The 21,017-nt window shown below is 41.6% G+C and carries 16 protein-coding genes; 7 read left to right on the forward strand and 9 right to left on the reverse strand.

Going from position 1 to position 21,017, the window contains the following annotated elements; translation table 11 throughout:
- Positions 1-16: 16 nt before the first annotated feature.
- Positions 17-1,852 (reverse strand): asparagine synthetase B family protein, encoded by a 1,836-nt coding sequence (locus KHS79_RS03560; protein ID WP_212716673.1) that lies wholly within the window; start codon positions 1,850-1,852, stop codon positions 17-19.
- Between the two features lie 1,107 nt (positions 1,853-2,959).
- On the opposite strand from KHS79_RS03560, the gene KHS79_RS03565 reads away from it, so the two are divergent.
- A complete protein-coding gene (locus tag KHS79_RS03565) occupies positions 2,960-4,027 on the forward strand; it encodes a GNAT family N-acetyltransferase (protein WP_212716675.1) in 1,068 nt (355 codons plus the stop codon).
- A 55-nt stretch (positions 4,028-4,082) separates the two neighbouring features.
- Here the strand turns inward: KHS79_RS03565 and KHS79_RS03570 are convergent, their stop codons facing one another.
- Positions 4,083-4,700 carry a tetratricopeptide repeat protein gene (locus tag KHS79_RS03570; protein WP_212716677.1) on the reverse strand — a complete coding sequence of 206 codons (618 nt, stop codon included), beginning with the start codon at positions 4,698-4,700 and terminating at the stop codon, positions 4,083-4,085.
- A gap of 257 nt (positions 4,701-4,957) precedes the next feature.
- Positions 4,958-5,638 carry a GNAT family N-acetyltransferase gene (locus KHS79_RS03575; protein WP_212716679.1) on the reverse strand — a complete coding sequence of 227 codons (681 nt, stop codon included), beginning with the start codon at positions 5,636-5,638 and terminating at the stop codon, positions 4,958-4,960.
- Between the two features lie 377 nt (positions 5,639-6,015).
- Here KHS79_RS03575 and KHS79_RS03580 point away from each other — a divergent pair, with 377 nt between their 5' ends.
- The 4 genes from KHS79_RS03580 to KHS79_RS03595 all read left to right on the forward strand — a co-directional run bounded on the left by KHS79_RS03580 (position 6,016) and on the right by KHS79_RS03595 (position 10,871).
- A complete protein-coding gene (locus tag KHS79_RS03580) occupies positions 6,016-6,261 on the forward strand; it encodes an acyl carrier protein (protein WP_027707533.1) in 246 nt (81 codons plus the stop codon).
- 30 nt (positions 6,262-6,291) lie between these two features.
- A complete protein-coding gene (locus KHS79_RS03585) occupies positions 6,292-7,131 on the forward strand; it encodes a hydrolase 2, exosortase A system-associated (protein ID WP_212716680.1) in 840 nt (279 codons plus the stop codon).
- Positions 7,128-8,006: a hydrolase 1, exosortase A system-associated gene (locus tag KHS79_RS03590; RefSeq protein WP_027707535.1), complete on the forward strand. Its 879-nt coding sequence runs from the start codon at positions 7,128-7,130 to the stop codon at positions 8,004-8,006. Before KHS79_RS03585 ends, KHS79_RS03590 begins: the two co-directional genes overlap by 4 nt.
- 402 nt (positions 8,007-8,408) lie before the next feature.
- Entirely contained in the window at positions 8,409-10,871 is a 2,463-nt protein-coding gene (locus tag KHS79_RS03595) for a heparinase II/III family protein (RefSeq protein ID WP_212716682.1), read from the forward strand.
- A gap of 131 nt (positions 10,872-11,002) precedes the next feature.
- Here the strand turns inward: KHS79_RS03595 and KHS79_RS03600 are convergent, their stop codons facing one another.
- Both KHS79_RS03600 and KHS79_RS03605 read right to left on the reverse strand, forming a co-directional pair.
- Positions 11,003-12,232 carry a pyridoxal-dependent decarboxylase, exosortase A system-associated gene (locus KHS79_RS03600; protein ID WP_212716684.1) on the reverse strand — a complete coding sequence of 410 codons (1,230 nt, stop codon included), beginning with the start codon at positions 12,230-12,232 and terminating at the stop codon, positions 11,003-11,005.
- Positions 12,232-13,818, reverse strand: coding sequence for an acyl-CoA ligase (AMP-forming), exosortase A system-associated (locus KHS79_RS03605; protein ID WP_212716686.1), 1,587 nt, complete (start codon positions 13,816-13,818; stop codon positions 12,232-12,234). The genes KHS79_RS03600 and KHS79_RS03605 overlap by 1 nt, the downstream gene beginning before the upstream one ends.
- Before the next feature lie 201 nt (positions 13,819-14,019).
- Here KHS79_RS03605 and KHS79_RS03610 point away from each other — a divergent pair, with 201 nt between their 5' ends.
- A complete protein-coding gene (locus KHS79_RS03610; RefSeq protein WP_212716688.1) occupies positions 14,020-14,814 on the forward strand; it encodes a S1C family serine protease in 795 nt (264 codons plus the stop codon).
- 7 nt (positions 14,815-14,821) lie between these two features.
- Here KHS79_RS03610 and KHS79_RS03615 read toward each other — a convergent pair whose 3' ends face one another.
- A complete protein-coding gene (locus KHS79_RS03615) occupies positions 14,822-15,094 on the reverse strand; it encodes a hypothetical protein (RefSeq protein ID WP_027707540.1) in 273 nt (90 codons plus the stop codon).
- A gap of 370 nt (positions 15,095-15,464) precedes the next feature.
- On the opposite strand from KHS79_RS03615, the gene KHS79_RS03620 reads away from it, so the two are divergent.
- On the forward strand, positions 15,465-15,851 hold the full coding sequence (locus KHS79_RS03620) for a hypothetical protein (RefSeq protein WP_211233606.1): 387 nt from the start codon (positions 15,465-15,467) through the stop codon (positions 15,849-15,851).
- Between the two features lie 143 nt (positions 15,852-15,994).
- Here the strand turns inward: KHS79_RS03620 and KHS79_RS03625 are convergent, their stop codons facing one another.
- The 3 genes from KHS79_RS03625 to gspD form a co-directional block, all read right to left on the reverse strand.
- Positions 15,995-17,401: a TIGR03013 family XrtA/PEP-CTERM system glycosyltransferase gene (locus KHS79_RS03625; RefSeq protein ID WP_212716690.1), complete on the reverse strand. Its 1,407-nt coding sequence runs from the start codon at positions 17,399-17,401 to the stop codon at positions 15,995-15,997.
- Between the two features lie 232 nt (positions 17,402-17,633).
- The gene (locus tag KHS79_RS03630) at positions 17,634-18,551 is read right to left on the reverse strand and encodes a DMT family transporter (protein ID WP_038290457.1); all 918 of its coding nucleotides are present in this window, start codon (positions 18,549-18,551) and stop codon (positions 17,634-17,636) included.
- A 135-nt stretch (positions 18,552-18,686) separates the two neighbouring features.
- Entirely contained in the window at positions 18,687-21,017 is a 2,331-nt protein-coding gene (gene gspD / locus KHS79_RS03635) for a type II secretion system secretin GspD (RefSeq protein WP_212716692.1), read from the reverse strand.

The raw sequence follows: 21,017 nt of genomic DNA on the forward strand, positions 1-21,017 counted from the left end.
TTTTAGTCTTACCATACTATTCGTCTAAATGTGTTTTACACCATTGACCAAGTGTCATTAAAAGCCAGATGAGTTCTCCATAGTAATCACTATGCTGATGTTGATGCATGTGTTTTGCATTGGCTAAAAACTCGGGGTGGAAAACACCAAGCGACTCAACGTGGTCTAGTGATTGGTAAGCATATTCTTGTAATGGTTTATGCTCTTTAGTCCAAATACCAAAGGGTAAACCAAAGCCATGCTTAGGCTTATTGATAATAGCTTCTGGTAAAAAGTTACGCACTGCATGCTTGTAAATATAACGAAGTTTTTGAAAATTGACTTTTTTATTGGATGGAATACTACAGGTAAGGGCAATCAAATCATCGTCTAACATTGGGTAGACGACATCTACACCAGCAAGCTGGCACATTCGATTCACTTTGGGTAAATCGTTATCTGCAAGTGTTCGTTTCCAGTCTAGATAGAGCATGCGATTGATATAGTCACCTTGTTTGGGTCTATGATAGACATCTCGTAGGTGACTAAGAGGCGCTTCTATATCAACTTTTTGTAGAAAATCAGCGGTAAACACTTCACTTGCCGCATGTTGATGTAAAAAATTGTAGTTTTCGAGCCGATCCGGGAGTGGAGTAAGTGCTTGCTTAATGTAGCTTTGTGCTTTACTACCCAGGGGTAATCGTGAAAAAACACTCTGCATAATAATCGGTTCTAGAAGTTTTTGGCGGGCAAATGAAGGAACTTTTTGGTAGTTTTCAAAAATAATTTGTTTTTGGTAACGAGTATTGCCCGCAAAAATTTCATCGCCACCATCACCTGCAAGCATGGTTGAAACACCATTTTCTTTTGCGAGTTTTGCACAAAAATAAGTAGGTAAAACTGAAGAGTTACCAAAGGGTTCATCAAGTGCACCGATGATCGAGTCATAAGCAGTCAAAATATCTTCTGGTTGTATGAAGTATTCATGTTGCTCAGTCTTGAAATGCCTGGAAGCTATACGTGCGTAGTCAATTTCATTGTAGGCTGCAACCGGGAAACCGATTGAAAATGTTTTGGCCGGTTCAGTACTAACCTGGCTGAAAAAACCGGCTACAGTTGAACTATCAAGTCCTCCACTTAAGAATGCACCAGGGTTAGGCCGTTCGCTTGCACGCAATACAGCACTTCGAAGCGTGTCATATACTAAGTTACCTAACTCATCATCATTAAAGCTGGTGTAATCACTGAAGTCGGGAAGCCAGTATGTGTGGTGTGATAACTTGTCGTGCTGTACTTTAATATATTGAGCTGGCTCCAGTTTATAGGTGTCTTTGTAGACAGTGCCTGGGCTTGGAATCATATGAAAATACAGGTAATTGAAAATAGCCTGTTCAGATAATTGGCAATGGGTTTGGGGGTGACGCTTTACCATTGCCGCGCTAGAACCAAAAGTTAGTAAGCTAAGTTCGGGTTGCCACTGATAATAAACAGGTTGACTGCCTATTCTGTCAGTACCCAAATAACTTACCTGTTGGCTATGATCAATGATGAGAAAGTAGAACTGACCTTGTAAGCGATGAAGACAGGCTATACCGTCACGCTGGTAGGCATGCTGTAGGGCGTGTGCATGTGAGTTTTTGGCAGCCTGGGTCGCTAATTGTTCATCATTCCAGCGAGGATGGCCATTAACTAATACCGTTGTGTTGCTATCTTGAATAAAAAAGCTGTGGTCCGTTTGGCTTATTGCGAGAGCATGATGTGGGCCTAACTGTCGTTCATGAGGATCAGTACCCAGCATATGTTGTAAAATGTTGTCAGCTTCGTTGGCATTGAGTGGTGTATTTTGCTGTATCCAACCACAAAACGGAGTCATAGCGTATCCTTCATTCGTGACATTAATCTGTTCAAAAAAGCGACTGTTGTACTTGTTAAATCATTTGACAACGCTAACCGGTGCAGAGGTCTGTTGTTCCTTTTAGCGCTAGATTATCGTGTTTTCCCAATATGTACACATGTTTATAAGATGTCCCAAGTTACAGGCTTATATATACCTTTCACAAATCATTGAGTAGAGCAATGCAGGGGCAATTGCCGCGGAGCATTTAACTGTCACACCAGCTAGCGCTTTTAAAACAGCTTTGGTTGCTGTTGCTCGTCTTCACAGATCAGACTAGCACCGCTAAAAAACTTCGTTTTGGCTATAGAGTGTACTGTAAGCCTTTCAACCTGAAAAAAATTGGGGAAATGTACTATATCTTTTGCTAGGGGATATAATGCATGATTTATCCGCAAAAATCTTTGCAATGCATAGAGTTATTAAGTATTACCTATAGCTTTATCAATAATTACCTTGTTTTTATTGATATTAAATTCATATGCCTCGCATTTTCTGGTTTTTCAGTGGCCTTCTTACTAGACCTTAATTATAAATATACCCAAAGCGAAGGAATTTTAGGGACGACCGTCAAGTGATGAAGCCACAGGAACTTATAGAAATAAGTGACTGAGGTGGCCGTTAAATGCTCCTCGGCAATAGCTCCTGGATTGCTCTACTATATGACATCCATGTCATTATGCATAAACTGCATTTCCACCATCCTTGGTGGTCAAGAGCGCTGACAACAAACCCCAAAAATTGATTCGCGAAGAGTATAAAATCATATTTTTTATTATTTCAAATGAATGTCTATGTTGTTTAAAATAATTCAATATTTATTTTTTGGCTGATTTGAGTGGTAAAAAGTGTGATGCAATTTGTATTTGGCTGAGAATTTTTTCATTAGGTAAGTTGAAGTTGTTAAGTTTCGTTATGAGAATGATGACAAAGTGATGGCCTGGTGCTGTTGGTAAATTATGTTTGATCAGCTAGATTAGTTAGAATGGTCACAGTGTTGAGACGTACACCCTTCAACAAACGATTATAGCCTTAGTTTTTTTGTCTCATGAGTAGTTAAGCTGTTAAGTAGTTGAGTAGTAATTTATGAGTTTTACAGTTCAGGTTTTTTCAGCATTTACTGCTGTTCCCGCCAACTTGCGTGAGTCAACCTCTTTCGAGCCCTCATCTTGCTCATTGTTCTACTCTTGGCAATGGTTTGAAAATTTATTCAATAATGCGCTTGTTCACGAAAATGAAGAGCCTCGTATTTATTTTGTGCTGGATAGTAATCAACAGCCAGTGGTGGCGCTGTTTTGTCTTGCCCAGCCATCAAGTCGAACTCTCAGGAGTATGACAAACTTTTACTCTTTAGCTTATGGCGTTGTTGTTTTGCAAAGTCATTGTGCGCAGCAAGCTATCTCGTCATTGGTTGAGTATATAACTCAAGAACAGCCGCGCTGGCAAAAAGTTGAATTATTGCTGACTCAAGATCATGATCCGGAAACTACAGGATTTGTGACTGCTCTAAAAGCAAAGCAGTTTTCTGTTAATGCATTTTTTCAGTATGAAAACTGGTTCTTGAAATTAAACGGTGAAGATTTTACTTCTTATTATCAAAGCCTTTCTTCAAAACTACGTAACACTATTAAGCGTAAAGAGAAAAAACTAGCCAAAGAACATAGCTATGACATAAAACTGATCAAGGAGGGTGAAGCGCTTGAACAGGGTATAGCGGGGTTTGTCACTGTATATAATCAGAGTTGGAAGAAACCTGAGCCATATCCTGATTTTATGCCAAGCTTTATTAGGCTCTGTGCTGATTTGGGAATATTACGCCTGGGTGTTTTGACTATTGGTCAGCAACCTGTTGCTGCACAGCTTTGGATTACTTTTCAGTCAACATCCACTATTTATAAGCTGGCCTATGATGGGAACTACAAAGTTTACTCTGTGGGTTCAATACTATCGCACTTTATGTTCAAGCATTCGATTGATGAAGATAAGGTGACACTTATTGACTATGGTATCGGTAGCGAAGCTTATAAGCGGGACTGGATGAGAAGCGTACAGAACGTTCAGGGTGTGGAGGCATTTAATTTAAGGACAGTGAAAGGGTTAGGGTTGGCAAGTAAACAAAAAGTCATAAGTTTGTTAAAAACAGCTAAGTCATAGCGGAGTCAGGACTCCGCTCGCATAAATATTATTCATCTAATTGCTCTTGATTAGGCTATCGCCAGGCGTTAGCGCGTATAAGCCGGTTTTTAAGACCTTGAAGAGGATAGCCAAGCTTGTAGGCTTCGTGAGCATGGGCAAGTGCCTTATTATAGTCTTTCATATCGGTATAAAGCAGGCCCATATTATAGTGTACTTCAGCTTTATTCGTGTTTAATTTTAATGCTGTTTCATAAGACTTCTGGGCTTCATCGTATTTTTTTAGTCGGTGTAGATATATGCCATAGAGCATGTGAACAGTGCCATCATTTGGTTTAAAGCGTATCGCACGATCAAAAAAACACTCAGCGGTAAAATACTTTTTGGCATTTTCTGGCCGATTTTCTTGTGTGTAGTAACGAATCACGGTAAATAATGCACGATGATGGTTGGGAAATGCTCTAAGTGTGTAGGTGACATCCCCCATCGCATCCCCAGTAATGCCACGCTTTAAAAACTCAACATCAGAGCTAAAGTGGTATCGCTCAACAATCGTTAAGCGATTTTTGACATGCATTGGATTCGTATAGTCATAGGGACCATAGTGATTTTCTAAACTGCCACAATCAGACTTGCCAAATGCCATTATTGGCGTGAGAAAAGCTGCATAAATGATCAGCACAATGATGCGCATAGTGGTTATGCCCTCTGAGTATTATATTACACAGTCCATGGGCAATATCTGGTAAGCTTTTACTACATATTTGTAAGATATTCTTACAAATATACCCTTTCCATAGGTTTTTTAACTGAGGGCATTACTACAGCACCACAGATATCGCATGTGATTATGAGTTTAAAATAACATATTACATCACTTTGCGAATACTTTTTCTGGGTTTACTTAGTGTCCTTTTGTCTATCTCTTAATCGTCGCACTTACAATATTGATTATTTGGCTGCAACACGAAGTCTGGGACCTTGCTTAAAGGAAATATAAATCCAAGGCGCGTGACTGGATAGCATTAATTGACATTTCCCTACACAAATAAAGGTGGCAGAGCCTACTCGTTTTGCTCCAAGTCGCTCATGAGCGCGTATAGATTCTTTGTTGAATGCTGAAATGCGACTTAATGTCCACTGTATATTATTTTTTCTGTGGTGAGCACATAGGGTATCCCAAAGCTTTGGAAATGCTAAGCTCATGCGGGCATGAGGCACAATATAAACATCAAAATCCCATACCGATTCATTAGCAGGAAGAGGCTCAAAGAAACAGCGGACTTCATCTTCCTGATAAGTGCCTGGGGTATACCAAATATACCCATGAAACTGGTTATTTTTATAAGCTGCGAAGCACCGAGCATGTTGATTGAAACGATAGCGAATTACTCGTTCTGGGCAGGGAAAGTCAGGCCAGCATTGTTGGTCTGATGCAGTTATTTCTTGAATGTTAAACTGCTTGCCTCGGCTCTCAGGAAGGAGTGCTTTGTGACTGATAGGCTGGCTGTAGAGATAGTATTTTATAATTCTGCAGCGGCGATGTAGCTTATTGATGCCGCGGTGAATACTATAAAGGAATGCATTTAGCCAACCGAGTTCATGGACTAAAAGCTGAAATTTGCTGTACATATCCCATCCTGGTCATTAATAGCAAGGGGTTGCCAATGTAAAGCACGTTTTTACACAGGAGTGTGTTATTATCTAACTCATGTCCTAACATGTAATCCTGCGACCGAAGAAGCACATGCTTCATTCATGTGTAATGCTTAGGTAATAAAAAAACACCAAGCCTGTCGCAATGCTTTATTCTCAAAGCAGCCGCTAATTTCGGCTGCATCCTTGATAGAGCAAACGGAATACCACGGTCATTTTTAATAAGCGTACATCCAGTACATGGTGCTGTAAGTACGCTAGTTTATAATGAATAAGCGTATAACTAGTATAGTTAGTCTGTAAGTATACGTTAGTTTAAGTATATGTTGGTAAGTTCAGATGGAGCACAGTGAATGGATGTTCTAAACGAGGTTAAACAGTTATTAGCATCCCAATTGCAGCTTGATCAGCAGTTGGCTGCTGCCAATGAAAATACACCTTTATTAGGCGCAATTCCTGAATTTGATTCTATGGCAGTGGTGTCTGTGATTACGGCCCTAGAAGAACATTTTGGTTTTATGGTCGATGACGATGAGATAAGTGCCGAGGTGTTTGAAACGCTGGGCTCTTTAACTCAGTTTGTGCAGCAAAAGCTCTGATATTTTCCCAGGCATCATAAATCAAGCATCATGGATATTATACCGGCATTTATTCCTGCTGAGTCAGGTGATTTATTTTCAGTATGCTACAAGCCTACTACAGTCGTTGGGTATGTTTTATGTGTACCGCCATTTGCTGAAGAGATGAATAAATCTCGGCATATAATCACTATGCAAGCCAGGGCATTGGCTGAGGCAGGATGGCAAGTGTTGGTATTTGACTTTCATGGGTGTGGAGATAGTCAGGGACTGCTGGAAGAAGCGAGTTTGCCTTTATGGCGCTCCAATTTATTGGCAGCATTTAACTATTTGACTCAGGGTCAAACACAGCTTCCAGTCATGTTATGGGGGCTTCGGTTAGGGGTTCCTATTGCTGTTGACTGGATGCGGCACCATGCTGAGTGTCCTGTTACCCGTTTACTTGCCTGGCAGCCAGTGACGAATGGCAAACAGTTTATGCAACAGTTTCTCCGGTTAAGGCTGGCAGCAAGCATGGTAAGAAGCGATACTCAGCGCCAAACGGTACAACAGTTAAAGGATATCATCGCCTCAGAAGGGACGCTGGAGGTGGCGGGCTATAATTTATCAGCCACATTACTCAATGATTTGGAAGGCTTAGACTTATCAACACTGATTCCCTGCACAGAAACCACGGTTGGCTGGGTTGATGTGGTAAGAGATGAACAGGCTGATGCTGCACCTGCTACGCGTAAAGTAGTGGACATTTGGCGAAAACAAGCTATTGATATTGATTTACAGACAATTGTTTGTGAACCATTTTGGGCAACACAAGAATTAGTGGACGTGCCTGAAATGATTGCTTTGTCGCTACAGTGGTTGTCGCGGGTTAAGGAGCAGGCCGTTGTATGAGTGTAAGTAGTGAAGTTCCTGTTATTTTTCCCTGTCATCAGCAACGCTTGATGGGGATTATTCATAAACCAACAGATGAAAGTGTTTCACGTGGGGTACTCATCATTGTAGGAGGACCCCAAACTCGGGTAGGCAGCCATCGTCAGTTTGTATTGTTGGCGCGTTATTTGGCTGCTGCAGGTATACCTGTAATGCGCTTTGATTATAGAGGTTTGGGGGATAGTGAGGGCGCGCGTCCAGGGTTTGAATTTATTAATGATGATATCCAAGCAGCGATTGACGTTTTCTATCAGCAGGTACCACATTTAAAAGATGTTGTATTGTGGGGGCTATGTGATGCAGCCTCTGCCGCATTGTTGTATGGCTTTCAGGATAAGCGCATTGCTGGTTTAGTGTTGCTCAATCCCTGGGTTCGTTCGGAGGCTGGTCTGGCCAAGGTTTATGTCAAAAATTATTACCTGGCAAGACTGGTAAACCCTGATCTTTGGCGAAAAGTGTTCTCTGGACAGTTTGGCTTTACGAAAGCCTTTGGTGATTTGTGGGGCAACATTAAGCAGGTTTTATTCCCTGAACAGTCATCTGAGCCTGGTAAGAAAAAAGTTAATGGAAGCACTGAGACTGCCGTTGATTTTGTGACAGGTATGAGGCTTGGCCTTGAGCGGTTTAAAGGGGAAATTTTAATTATTCTTAGTGGTAATGACTTAACCGCAGATGAGTTTCGTGAGTTGTTAAATGCATCTAGTCCCTGGAAGCAGGTAATCAACCAGCGTCACGTTGAACGCTATGAAGTCAGTGGGGCGACCCATACTTTTTCCTCAGCTGCTTGGCGGGATGAAGTGGCAGAGAAAACACTCACTTGGCTGAAGTCTTGGTAATGTCGATTAATCCATATGTTTGCAAAGAATGGTCAGTCTTTCTTTGCTCATTCTGCAAGTAATCCTTTCGCTTTATTAGGGACATTCGTTTTATACATCAAGTATTGTTTTGGCTGAGTTGGCAACTACAGTGTGCTTGTTGTCAATTATTTGCTTACCCCTTCTTTGCTTTTTTGTTTTTTTGAATTAGCAGTCATAGCGTTGTATTACTCCCTTTTAAAATAGCGATTTTTATAACAGTTGATTCACTAAAGTGAATTAAGTATGTCGTTACAATTTAGCTCAAGGCAACAACAACATGTGTTGTTACGGTCACTGAGTTTGCTTTTGATGACAGAACGTTATGTCTGCCTGCTTAAAGCTTCTAAAAGGAACGATATGCCACGTATAAAAGGATAAGGAATGGCTAGTGGAAAGAAACAGCGCGTTTTGCAGAGCAAGCAGCCAAGAAAAATTGTTAGGATTGGCCTAATTGTTACTGGTTTACTAACAACACTCGCCGTTATTGCTGAGCAGTTGGCAAGTCACTGGCCTTTTGAGTTTTCACCAAAGGTGCTAATGGATGAAGTTGATCAGCGAAGTTTATTGGCCGGGAAGCTGGTACAGGGGGAAAAAAAAGACGGGCTTGACGGTAAAATAAAGCAACAGCACCCTCGTATATTTTTGCCTTTTTTGGCGGGCTGGGACCCTGCAACAGGTACGCATCCTACGTTAAAAACACGCTTAGCAACCTTTAAGAAACGTAAGGTATCTTCTGTAAATCCCTGTGTTTATCCGAATGTGATGGCTCGAGCGGCTTGCTGGATATTAACGCCAACCAAGGAAAATGGTGATTTAATGGTTAAACGAATGTTTGACTTTTATCTGAAATCACCTGCTGAAAGTGGTTACTATGGGAATGCTTGGCAGTTAGCATTTGCTTATGATCTAGGCTCCTTGTACCCAGGGTTTTCTGCTAAACAACGGCAAGAAATTCAATCACGCTTGAAAAGGGAGCTTAAAAAATATATCCGGCTGCTGGAAGGGGATGATTTATCACTTTGGCATGGCCGAGCTTCCATGGCAGCTAATGCATTTCTGATTGCCGTGATTTTGGACACTGACCTAGATGATCATAAAGAGCTGTTACAGCAAAGTCAGCGCCATTTTTTAGATGTTATGGCTGCGCTTGAGCTTACAGAGGGATGGCCCGAAGGTTTTAGCTACTGGATTAATAACAGGGCACTGGTACTGGCACTTGCTGCAGGGGCTTATCTTAACGGTTTGAGTGACACGAAAGAAGCAGATCGAATAAAAGAAATTATGCGGCGCACTGGTCATTGGCATATTTATGCTACGAGGCCTGACCATCGTGTGGAGCATGTGGGGGATGAAGGTGCGCGTGTTGATTTGAAAGATATCACTCGCCCTTATATTGATTTTGTTGCGCAAATGACGGAAGACCCGTTTTTGACTGCTTACTCGCAATATTTATTACAGGCATTTGGCGGTTCCAGTTATCACGACAGTTATCGTTGGGCATTTCGTTTATTTAATGAGCCTAAATTATTAACGCGCTTTGTTGAGAGCCCTTCATTGAAGCATGTTGGCCAAGGGTTACCGCGATTTGATATTTTTGGTAAGGGAGCATTTAACTTAGGTTACATTCGCTCTGACTGGACTAACAATGCAACATACATCAGTTTTCGTGCAGGTCATAACTTTACCCATCATGGACACTATGATGCTGGACACTTTACCTTATTTAAAGGTGAGCCATTAGCGGTGAATAGCAGTAGCTATACATTGTTTGATAAGCCAAATCGTCTAAATTATGCATTACGAACGGTTGCTAAAAATAGCTTATTAATTCTACGTCCTGGGGAGCATGTTCAGCCCAATAAGTTATTTAAGGAGAATATTGCCGCAGGTGGACAACGGTTGACTATGCCAACGGGAAGTGCAGTACGAAACATTAAACACTGGTACCAAAATCTTTACCAGGGAGCACATTGGGAAGGTGGGGTTATATTACAGCAGGATAGTCAGGTAGATTTTGACTATGTGCTTATGGACTTGACTGCTGCCTATAATAATACTCAATTTGATGATAATGGTGAGCAGGGAAAAGTATGGCGTGTTACACGGGAGCTGCTGTATTTACGTCCTCAGGACCGCTTATTGGTCCATGATTTTATTCATGCGGTTAAACCAAACTATCGAAAAAAATGGTTGTTGCATACGCTTGTAAAGCCTGAAGTCAGTTCTGTGAAGGTAATTAAAGGGCAGAAAAATGATGGCATTATGCTGAGTGATGATAATCGGGTGCTGGTCAAAAGTAAGACAGCTCAGCTAACGGTTGATCGAATCTTCCCTATTGATGCAAAGACCGAAGTCATTGGTGGCCCTCATTATCGGTTTTATGCGGATTCTGATGGAGATGGTGCAACCTATGATGGGAAAAATCAGGCAGAGGGTGCTTCCAGTAAACCATGGTTTGATCAAGCACAATGGCGGTTGGGATTTGTGTCTTCAGGTCAGCAGAACGTTGATCAGTTTTTAGTATCGCTCACACCGCGCTTAAAACAAAAGCAACATGATTATCCCGCATTAAAGTCACTTTTGGCAGTAGGGCAACAGGCAAGGGCAGTACTTTCTGGCGATCGTGCAGTGGTTTTTGTAGCGCATGAAATGGCAGATGTACTTGCAGTTAAAAAAACAGGACAGGCAAAGCAGCTTTTGATTGTCGGTTTGGCAATGGCGCAGTCTGTTGATATTCAAGTAGGGACAGAAAAAGTGACAGTGATGGCAAACAGTGCAGGTGTTGTGAAAACTAAACTACCGCACTCGTCGGATAAGATTCTGATTTTTTTCAATAAGAAGTAACTAAGCAAAGTACTGATGTGCTTACTCAACAAATCAACACATCCTTATATTAAAGTATGATGGTTAACTTTAAGGTTGTGCTGATTTGCTGTGCAAAATTTCAGAATTATTAAATATGCAGGGTCTAGCTTTTACAACAATAGCTCTGTAACCGATGGATGACTTAAAAATTGCTGCGGGCTAGCTGTGGGACCATAAGCACCTGACTGGGTAATAGCAATGAGGTCGCCTACTTGAGCAGCTGGGAGCATCACCTTATCACCCAGAATATCGAGTGGGGTACACAGTGGGCCAACAACCTGTACTGGTTGCAGCGTAGTATCACTCACTTTGTTGGCAAGCAACACAGGATAGTTTTTGCGAATAACCTGACCAAAATTACCAGAGTTAGCCAAGTGATGATGTAGCCCACCATCAACAATATAAAAAGTGGTTCCCCTGGACTCTTTAATATCAATAATCCGACTGATATAAACGCCCGCCTCACCCACCAGATAGCGTCCAAGTTCAATCACCAGTTCACAGTGATTTAAGGCTTTATGGTGCTGATTAATGAGTTTTTGTAGGTTGTCGCGAATCTGTTCCAAGTCAAGGCGGTTTTCCCCAGGGAAATAAGGAATACCCAGTCCACCTCCAATATTGAGTGTAGAAATAGGGGTGGGGGCAAATTGCGCTAGGGATTCTGCTAAGGCAAAGGTCTTGGTTTGAGCATCTATTATGGCTTCTGAGCGCAAATTTTGAGAGCCAGAAAAAATATGGAAACCGCAAAACTGTACTGAGCTGGGCCAGTTTTTTAAAATATCTGGTATTTGCTCTGCATCAATACCAAACTGTTTCGGGCCACCACTCATTTTCATGCCAGAGGTCTTTAACTCATAGTCAGGGTTAACCCTTAAGGCAACACGAGCTGTACAGTGTAATTGCTGACTAATTTTGACGATGCGTTGTAGCTCGTGAGCGGACTCAACATTAATTAAAATACCAGCAGCAATGGCGGATTGTAGTTCATGATCTTGTTTGCCTGGGCCTGCAAAGCTTATATTGTCAGCGGACATACCACTATTAAGTGCGGTGTGTAACTCAAGCTGAGAGGCAACATCCAAGCCATCTACAATGCCTGCCATATGATTAACAACAGCAGGCATAGGGTTTGCCTTAATGGCATAGTGCAGTTTCAGTGGGTCAGGTAAATAAGCTTTTAGCTCCGTGACCCGTTTAGTTAGAAGCTGGCGGTCATAAAGATAAAATGGTGTACGGCCTATAATATTAGCTACTTCAGAGATAGGGCGTTGAGCAACCATCATCTCATTATTGTGTGTCGAAATGCCCCACAGTGGAGCGTGTTGGGGTCTTTTATCCATCAGTCGTTAACTCCGAATAATGTTTGGAACTGACTGGTAAGTAGTTTGCGGTCAATTTTACCATTTGGGTTGCGAGGCAGTGTGGGTAGGCACTGCAATTGTGTTGGGACCATAAATCCTGGTAATTGAGCTTTACAAGTATTGATAACGGCGACTTCATCAACAGTGTTATCTGGTTGGGGGGAAGTAACGGCTAATACGATGGCCTGGCCCAACTGTGGATGAGGAATACCGAGGGCTGCAACTTCTCCGACGAGGCCTGATGCATATACAACTTCTTCTACCTCAGAAGGGCTGACGCGATACCCAGAAGTTTTAATCATGTCATCATTGCGCCCAATAAAGTAGAGAAAACCCTCTTCATCTTTTTTGACAATATCGCCTGACCACACTGCCAGCTCTTCTGTAGGAACACCAGATAGCTTTGTTGGAGAAGGCCGAAAACGCAGCTGGGTTTTTTCCGTATCATTCCAGTAGCCCATGGCTACAAGGCTGCCACGATGGACCAGCTCGCCAGGTTCATGAGGTTCACATTCTTCACCTGCCTCATTAATGACAAGTAATTCAGCATTTGGAATGGCTTTACCCATTGAGGTTGGACGTTTTTCCAGTTCACCTGGGGGTAAGTAACTTGATCGAAATGCTTCAGTTAAACCATACATCAGATATGGCTGGGTTTTTGGCAGGGCGTTTCTCAGTTTACTTAATGTAGCTGTAGGCATTGCGCCACCAGAGTTAGTGATATAGCGTAAAGAGTCTTTGGTTTCCTCGGGCCACTCCAGTTCAGCAAGCTGCACCCAAAGGGGAGGGACGGCAGCTAAACCCGTAATTTGGTAACGCTGAACAGCACGAATGACATCTTTAGGCAGTAGGTAATCCATGAGAAAACAGCTAGCACCCCGACTAAATGCAGTGGTGATCTGGCTTAAGCCATAGTCAAAACTCATGGGTAAGACCGCTAATAAACGGTCTTTGGAGGTGTTTTCTAAATACTGAGCGACACTATGGGCGCCCGTCACCATATTTCGATGAGAAAGTACGACACCTTTAGGACGACCAGTACTGCCTGATGTATACAAAATGGCAGCCATGTCTGTGTCAATGGTTGCAGTAGCTATTGGTTTCGGGCTTGTATTTAACCATTGCTGCCAGCTAATAACTGGGCAGGGTAGATGATGCTCTTCAGGCACATCATCTACACACACCACAAGACGTATATCATGACAATGTCTAAGCTCATCCATCAACTGTTGTAAGCGTGCCCGCTGTGTAATAAGCACTCTTACATTGCAATCTTGTAATATATATCTTACTTGAGCAGGCTTGAGGATAGGGTTGATAGGAACAAATGTGCCTCCTGCCATAGAGCAACCAAAAAAGGTAAATACTGCTTCGGGAAGTTTAGGTAAGTAAATCGCGACACGCTCAAATCGTCTAAGATCAGACTGTTGTAATGCTGTTGCCGTGAGCTGAACAGCTGATGCTAATGCTTTGTAGGTAATTGTTTGTGCTTTAAATCCCAAAGCGACTTGGTCTGGGTCATGAATAGCCGTATGTTGGTAGAGTTCGTGAAGTAGTTGCGTCATTAGCAGTTGCTCATCCTTAAGAAATCAGTTTAAGGTAAGTACTATGAGTGTCATGGTTAATTAAGTAGCTATTGCAGTTTTATACTTTTACTGAAGAGTAAGATGGTGATGAATATTGTGCTTCCATTACATGGGAACCTTTGTTAAAACACTTGCTTTGGGTATAAGCATAGCTAATTAGAGCATTTGGTTGGTTATAAAATGAATGGAATCTTTTTGCAATTGCAGCAAACTGCTTTTGTGGCGTTAGCCTATTTTCTGCTTGGAATAAGTCAGTTAGCTTACGGTGCACGTTTTCCTGATGTGGTTGCTAAGGTAAAGCCATCAATTGTTGGGGTTGGAACCTATGATGCTATGGCATCACCTGCCGCACAGTTAATCGCTACCGGTTTTGTTGTGCATGATGGTTATCATGTTGTCACTAATGCCCATGCTATTCCTGAAATATATTCTGCAAAATATCAGGGTAAACGTAAGCTAGTTATTTTTGTAGGTCAGGGGCGTCGCCCAGAACTACGTGAAGCCCGTGTTTTACAGAAAGATGCTGCTCATGATTTAGTGTTGTTACGAATTAAAGGAGCGCGCCTGCCTGCCTTAGCGCTAGGTCAAGCTAAACTGGCTAGGGAAGGAGAGGCTATTGCATTCACTGGTTACCCTATTGGTGCTGTGCTTGGCTTATATCCAGTTACGCATCAAGGTATTATTTCTAGTGTGACACCAATAGTTATACCTGCAGCGAATGCCAGACAATTGGATATACAGCATATTAAGCGTTTAAGACATCCCTATAATGTTTTACAGTTAGATGCGACAGCTTACCCAGGAAATAGCGGCAGTCCCGTTTATTTAAGGCAGAGTGGAGAAGTGGTAGGTGTAATAAATAAAGTATTTGTTAAAGAAACAAAAGAATCTGTTTTACAAAAGCCAAGCGGAATTACTTATGCTATTCCCGTAAACCATGTTAAAGATTTAATTAAAAAGTTAACAGAAAATTAGCACATTATTAAAAGGGCGTACGCCGGTCAGTTTGTGAGCGGCGCTCTCCTGTTACTACAATACCACTTGAATCCCTAAAGGGAAAAAACACAGGTTGTGAATTTTTTCGGCGATCACCTGCTTGTCGTCCTTTTGTAAAAGCTTGCTCCATTTTCCCAGGAGGTGGCGTGTTGTCTGAAACCTGCTTTGAGACATACTGTCTGGCAGCAGCAGCAAAAATGTAGGTGAGTAAAATACCTACAAATATAAAGCCTAATAAGTAAAACCATATATGAGTCATTTTTAACTCCCTTATTAACAGATCAATAAGGTGACGCTGATTTAAATACTAAGCAAATGCTAGGCCGCTTTTTTAATCTGCTGAATAAAAGAGCATATTCGCTTTTCTTTGAACTAACTGTAGCATTTCTGTAATAATTTCTGACGTTTGTTTTAAAGCTATTTCTCGATTTAGCCTGCCTTTTGGTACAATTCTTTCAGGTATTATTGAGTATGCTGTAGCAACCATGTATTTAAGGTCTGGCTATTAATTGACCTATTTTTGGTAGGTTATTGAGCAAGGCCTTATTAGAGCTAAAGGCGAGCAGGATGGCTTGATCTTCCATTTAATCTCGTGAATGAAAAGTGTAAAAATTAATCAAATTCTCTAGATGTTTGATGAATCTGAGGGTGTTATGTCTGGTTGGATAGGGGTTGATCTTGACGGCACGTTAGCGCGTTATGATCGCTGGAGAGGGCCTGAGCATATTGGTGAGCCAATAAAGCCAATGTTGGAAAGAGTGAAAAGTTGGTTGATGCAAGGTCAAGAAGTGCGAATCTTTACTGCAAGAGCCTCGATACCAGAGTATATACCTCATGTTGAACGCTGGTTAGAGAAAAATGGGCTTGCGGGGCTTGAAATAACTAATGTAAAAGATTTTAGAATGATTGAGTTATGGGATGATCGATGTGTACAGGTCATGACGAATAAAGGACAACCTATTCGTACAAAAAGGCTATGGCGGGATAACTTAAGAAAACTACTTGTGAAGTTGTAAAAAAATCATTCTCTTATTAGTTACTTATCAAGTAGTTGCTTATCAAATTTTACAACAAAAATAAAAGGGCTTGTAAGAAAAGCCCTTTTATTATGCCGTGGTTGTTTTTATGACGTTGGTAAGTGATATTTGTGTTACAACGGTTAGCGTGCGCCTTTACCAAATAAAATCACTTCGACGGTTTGAATTAGAATTAAGATGTCTAAAAATAAGCTATGATTTTTTACATAGTAAAGGTCATATTGCAACTTATGTAGAGCATCTTTATCGGATGCACCGTAGGGATAGCAGAGCTGAGCCCAGCCAGCAATACCTGGTTTGATACGGTGGCGCTCATTGTAATAAGGGATCTTGTCTGATAGTTGATGAACAAATTCAGGTCTTTCAGGCCGAGGACCCACGAATCCCATATCACCTCTTAATACATTAAAAATTTGTGGTAGCTCATCAATCCGATATTTGCGAATAAATTTTCCTACCCGAGTAACCCGGGGATCATTTTGTTGGGCCCACTGTGGCTTGCCTTTTTTCTCTGCATCGATGCGCATACTTCTGAACTTTAATACATTAAATGTTTTACCATTGAGTCCAACACGCTTTTGTTTGTACATGAGAGGAGCTTTGAAACCTTCTTCTAACCAGATCGCTACGACTGTGATTGCAATGAATGGCCAGGCAAAAGCTAATAGTGTTAGGCTGGCAAAGATATCAAAGGCTCGCTCGGAGTATACGCGTAAGTTACTTTGACCAAATCCATCAGAAAAAATAATCCAGCTTGGGTGTAGTAAATCGAGTTCTATTTTGCCAGTCTCTCGTTCAAAAAAAGTGAGAACATCAACAACATCAATGCCACTTAACTTGCAGTCAAGCAAGTCATTGATTGGGAAGTTTCGGCGTCGATCATCTACAGCAACCACTATTTCATCAATATTATGCGCGTTAGCAAACTCTACAAGTGACTGAGTGTTGTTTAAAATATAGTCAGGGTTGACGATATCTTCTTCGTCAGCAATATGCATATAACCAACGATATTGAATCCTCTACGATCGGTTCTTCGACGTAATCGCTGGGCAATATTATTTGCACGATGCCCTGCACCAAGAACAAGCACTTGGCGCTTTAAAATATTTTCATCAACTAAGCGAGTAAAGAAGAAGCGGGTAACACCAATAGAGATGAAAGTGAAGAGGACGGTGAGTATAAAAACACCGCGGCCTATCAAAAGGCTAGGAAATAAGAAAAAACACAATGACAGGATAATACTGCCAAAAATAAAACTAATTGCTGCTCTGATCAGCATTCCTGTAAAGCCTTCTCTGAGCCTGGCTTGATAAAGGCCCATGGCAATCATGCTGATAATGAAAACTGTACCGAGCAATATGGCTCTGAAAATGAGGGGGGTAGTAGGCTCACTATGGATGGGGTCAAATGTGCCAAACCTGGAGTAAGTGCCTAGGTATGTTGCAAGTACAAAAAGGCATAACTCAAATATACCTAGAAGGAGATAGGGGACTCGCACATGATGTTTGAAAATACGAATACTGCTCACCGAAACTCCCTTTTATTACGCATGGTAGTTATCTTAACTTTGTTATAAATAAAGGCTTTTTATAGCAAAAGTCTTTATTAAATTAACCGATATTTATTGCAAATTCTCACAAACTTGAGCTGAGTTATGCTGTGAAAAAAGAAAGCGAGAATTTAATAGATGGTTAAGAAAAAATCAGTTAACAAATTCAATTTTTTTAAATCCTTTTGTCTTTTGACCAGTAACAGCAAACTTAACTGGGGCTTGCTTCAGCTTCTTCGATAGTTGCAGACGGTGCAATTTGGCTGACAAGTAAACCTAAAAACACAAGCAGGACAGCCATAAGTTGTTGGTGTGTTAACTTCTCTCCAAGAATTATAAAAGCTAACAAGATAGTAAATACCGGAATTAGATTAACAAATACTGATGCTTGTGTTGCAGAAATATAGCTTAGTGAAATGTTGTAGAGTCCGTAAGCTCCCAATGTTACCACTATGCCCAAGTATACAATGGCAATAGTTGGTGTGTATGGGAACTCAGTTGGTAAATCAGTCAAAAACAGGGCTGGGGAAAAAAACAATGTCCCTATAAATGCCTGTATTGCTGTTAAGAATAGAGCAGAGTAACGTGAACTCAATTTCTTTACGACTAAGGTATAGCCTGTTGCGCAAATCATCGCAAGGAATTCAAAAAAGTTTCCTAATAGAGGATTAGGTGCGTCTGCAGATGACTTTCCTGAGAGGCTTAACCAGCAAGCACCAATAAGCGCAAGTGCTAGGCCTATACCCACTTGCTTATTAATTTTTTCCTTCAGAAAAATGGCTGCAGCAATCACCACAAGTAGAGGAAGTAGGGCGGTAATCATTCCTGCTGCAGAGGCTGTAGTATTTTGTAGCGCATAGGTCTCACATAGGAAGTATAAGCAAGGCTCGAACAATCCCATGAGTGCTAAGTACTTCCAGTCACCAGCTTGATACTTGAAGCGATTGGCATATTTCCAAATGAATACAAAGCATGAGCTTGCAATTAGCATTCGAATGAATATGACGAGTAGGGGCGGGTAGGCTGTAAAAGCGATCTTGAGGGCGATGAAAGAGCTACCCCATAAGAACATTGCACAAACTAGCAGCATGCTAGCAAGCAGATTTGGCTTTGCACTCCAATTGCGCATTGACACTTCAACCTTTTTGTAATGGAGCTGTTTGTTTTATCAGAGGGGAATTAGTATAGCTGAAGTGAATTAATGTGATAAGAGCACCAACAGTGATTACTGCTGGTGCTAATCATAGCTGGGAAATGTTTAAGCTTAATTACGAATATCTAGGCACCCTTGCTTAGCAGCTTGTAACTGTCTACACAGTGTTTGTGCCTGACGACGGTCACTCAGCCCACTAAAGACAACACGGTAGTAAACCCCCTTACTCCCCATATTTGACTCTTTAACTTCAGATGTTAGTCCACCCAGTAATTGAGAGTGCTGAGACTGAATTTTACTCGCAGCTTGTTGGGCTGCATTGGCAGACCGGTAAGATGCGAGCTGAACTCCCCAGCCTGGTCCACCACTGGCAACAGGTGCATTGCTTTGAGCTTGAGATGTAGAGATTCCTCTGCGTGCTGCAGGGGCAGGATCTTGCCAAATAGTAGGCTTATTACTTGATCCTTGCTGACGTTTTTGAGGGCTGTCAAATAAGCCGCTGGCATCTTGTGGAAGCACTCGATCAAGCTTAAATTTCTCAGATTTTTTATCAAGCTTATTGCGAACCATCTTTATTGAAGAGTACTTATCATCTGTAAGCGATGCGTTTTCTTGCTCATTCAGCACTATCGAGGTTTTGATAAAAACCATCAGGTTTCTTTTAGTATGAGTATCTGTATCGTTTTCAAATAGTCTTCCTAGTAAGGGAATAGAGCTGAGAAAAGGAACGGCGCTTTCAGACTGGCTTACATCATCTTGAACCAAACCTCCAAGGACAATCGTTTCATTATTATTAACCTGGATTGTACTCTTTATAGTTCGCTTATTAGTAACCAAACCATCAACACCACTTTCAGAGCTTGGAACCACAGCAGAAATTTCTTGATCTACTTCTAAACGAAGTGTTTCACCTTCATTGATGTGAGGTGTAACTTTTAAACGAACACCTACATCTTTTCGCTCAGTAGTAGTAAAAGGGTTGCTGGAACCTGATGAGTCAGTAGTGTAAGAACCAGTTTCAAATGGGACTTCCTGACCTACCAGAATTTCAGCTTCCTCATTATCCAGAGTCATAATGCTGGGTGTTGATAGTAAATTACTATTCGCGGTCGTGGTCAGGGCATTAACAAGAACACCAAAGTTTGAGTTACGAAGCGCAACACTACCAATACTTATTTTACTGTTATCAAGAATGGCGCCTGTGATTGAGCTTTTTGCACTGTCTTTTCCTGAAGATGTTTTTGTTCCATCTATGCCCCACTGGATACCGAGTGCTTCATTAATACTGCCAGAGACCTCTACAATTGCTGCTTCAATTAACACTTGAGCACGTCTAACATCTAGTTTGCGCACGATATTTTCAATTTCACGAACTAACTCTGGGGCTGCAGCAATAATCAGCGCGTTGTTATCAACATCAGCTTTAACCGCTACTTGCTTAGACTCTTTGCTATCTTTGCCTCCTGCAACACTGCCACTGAGTGATTTTGTTAGGTCTGCCAGTGTTTCTGCTAGTTTTTCAGCATCAGCGTGACGTAAGTGAATAACACGTGTTAATGATGTTGCTTCAGAAGCAACGTCCATTGCTTTTGCGAGGCGGCGGACTTGCTGACGAAACTGAGGCTTACCTGTAACCAAAAGACGGTTGGTTCGTTCGTCAGCGATGAGCTCACCACTGAGTTTACGGTTTTGCTGCTTGCCAAGTAAGCTTTCTTTAATCACTTTAACCAGATCACCAACCCAAGCATGTTCCAGTTTTATGATGTCAAAGTTGGTACTCTCTGCCATGTCCATTTCACGGATAAGCTTGGCCAGTCGATTAACATTGCTGACATGGTCACTAATGATGATGGAGTTACTGGATGCGATGGCTGCAGCGTGGCCGTATTGAGGGATGAGAGGCCTTATTACAGGTATTAATTCAACAGCAGATAGATTTATCAACTCCACTACGCGTGTGATCATTGTGCCAGAGTTAGGCTTAGTGTTTGGGGCGAACTCTGGTGCATCACTTTTAGCACGATTGATGGGAACGATATTGAGCGTCTTGCCCTGAGGAACTGCAGTAAACCCATTGGCTTGAAGTACAGAGAGGAATACATCGTATATTTCCTCTTTGGACAATGGTGTCGATGAAACCACAGTCACGTTATTCATGCTTTTTATACGTGGGTCTATGATGATGGTTTGTCCCGTTATCGAGGCAACCTGAGCAATGAACTCACGAATATCAGCATTTTTTTGGTTTATGGTCCACTTTTTTTCTGTTTCAGCGTTTTCTGCATAACTATGTATTGGCATAGAAGCACAAAAACAGAGTAAAGAGGCATTTATTAAAAGCCGGGTGAAACGGCCAAGTTTAGTTTTTGGATGTTGGTAAGGCATGAGTGTTTTCCAAAAGTCCCGACACTTTTCCTCGTTCTTGACAGTTAAAGGCAGCAT

Origin of the sequence: Zooshikella ganghwensis (genome assembly GCF_018263875.1) — a bacterium.
Classification (GTDB): Bacteria; Pseudomonadota; Gammaproteobacteria; order Pseudomonadales; family Zooshikellaceae; genus Zooshikella; species Zooshikella ganghwensis.

Coding starts and splice junctions, on each gene's coding strand:
- KHS79_RS03560 (WP_212716673.1), bottom strand. CDS start 1,852: ATGACTCCGTTTTGTGGTTGGATACAGCAAAATACACCACTCAATGCC.
- KHS79_RS03565 (WP_212716675.1), top strand. CDS start 2,960: ATGAGTTTTACAGTTCAGGTTTTTTCAGCATTTACTGCTGTTCCCGCC.
- KHS79_RS03570 (WP_212716677.1), bottom strand. CDS start 4,700: ATGCGCATCATTGTGCTGATCATTTATGCAGCTTTTCTCACGCCAATA.
- KHS79_RS03575 (WP_212716679.1), bottom strand. CDS start 5,638: ATGTACAGCAAATTTCAGCTTTTAGTCCATGAACTCGGTTGGCTAAAT.
- KHS79_RS03580 (WP_027707533.1), top strand. CDS start 6,016: ATGGATGTTCTAAACGAGGTTAAACAGTTATTAGCATCCCAATTGCAG.
- KHS79_RS03585 (WP_212716680.1), top strand. CDS start 6,292: ATGGATATTATACCGGCATTTATTCCTGCTGAGTCAGGTGATTTATTT.
- KHS79_RS03590 (WP_027707535.1), top strand. CDS start 7,128: ATGAGTGTAAGTAGTGAAGTTCCTGTTATTTTTCCCTGTCATCAGCAA.
- KHS79_RS03595 (WP_212716682.1), top strand. CDS start 8,409: ATGGCTAGTGGAAAGAAACAGCGCGTTTTGCAGAGCAAGCAGCCAAGA.
- KHS79_RS03600 (WP_212716684.1), bottom strand. CDS start 12,232: ATGGATAAAAGACCCCAACACGCTCCACTGTGGGGCATTTCGACACAC.
- KHS79_RS03605 (WP_212716686.1), bottom strand. CDS start 13,818: ATGACGCAACTACTTCACGAACTCTACCAACATACGGCTATTCATGAC.
- KHS79_RS03610 (WP_212716688.1), top strand. CDS start 14,020: ATGAATGGAATCTTTTTGCAATTGCAGCAAACTGCTTTTGTGGCGTTA.
- KHS79_RS03615 (WP_027707540.1), bottom strand. CDS start 15,094: ATGACTCATATATGGTTTTACTTATTAGGCTTTATATTTGTAGGTATT.
- KHS79_RS03620 (WP_211233606.1), top strand. CDS start 15,465: ATGTTTGATGAATCTGAGGGTGTTATGTCTGGTTGGATAGGGGTTGAT.
- KHS79_RS03630 (WP_038290457.1), bottom strand. CDS start 18,551: ATGCGCAATTGGAGTGCAAAGCCAAATCTGCTTGCTAGCATGCTGCTA.
- gspD (WP_212716692.1), bottom strand. CDS start 21,017: ATGCTGCCTTTAACTGTCAAGAACGAGGAAAAGTGTCGGGACTTTTGG.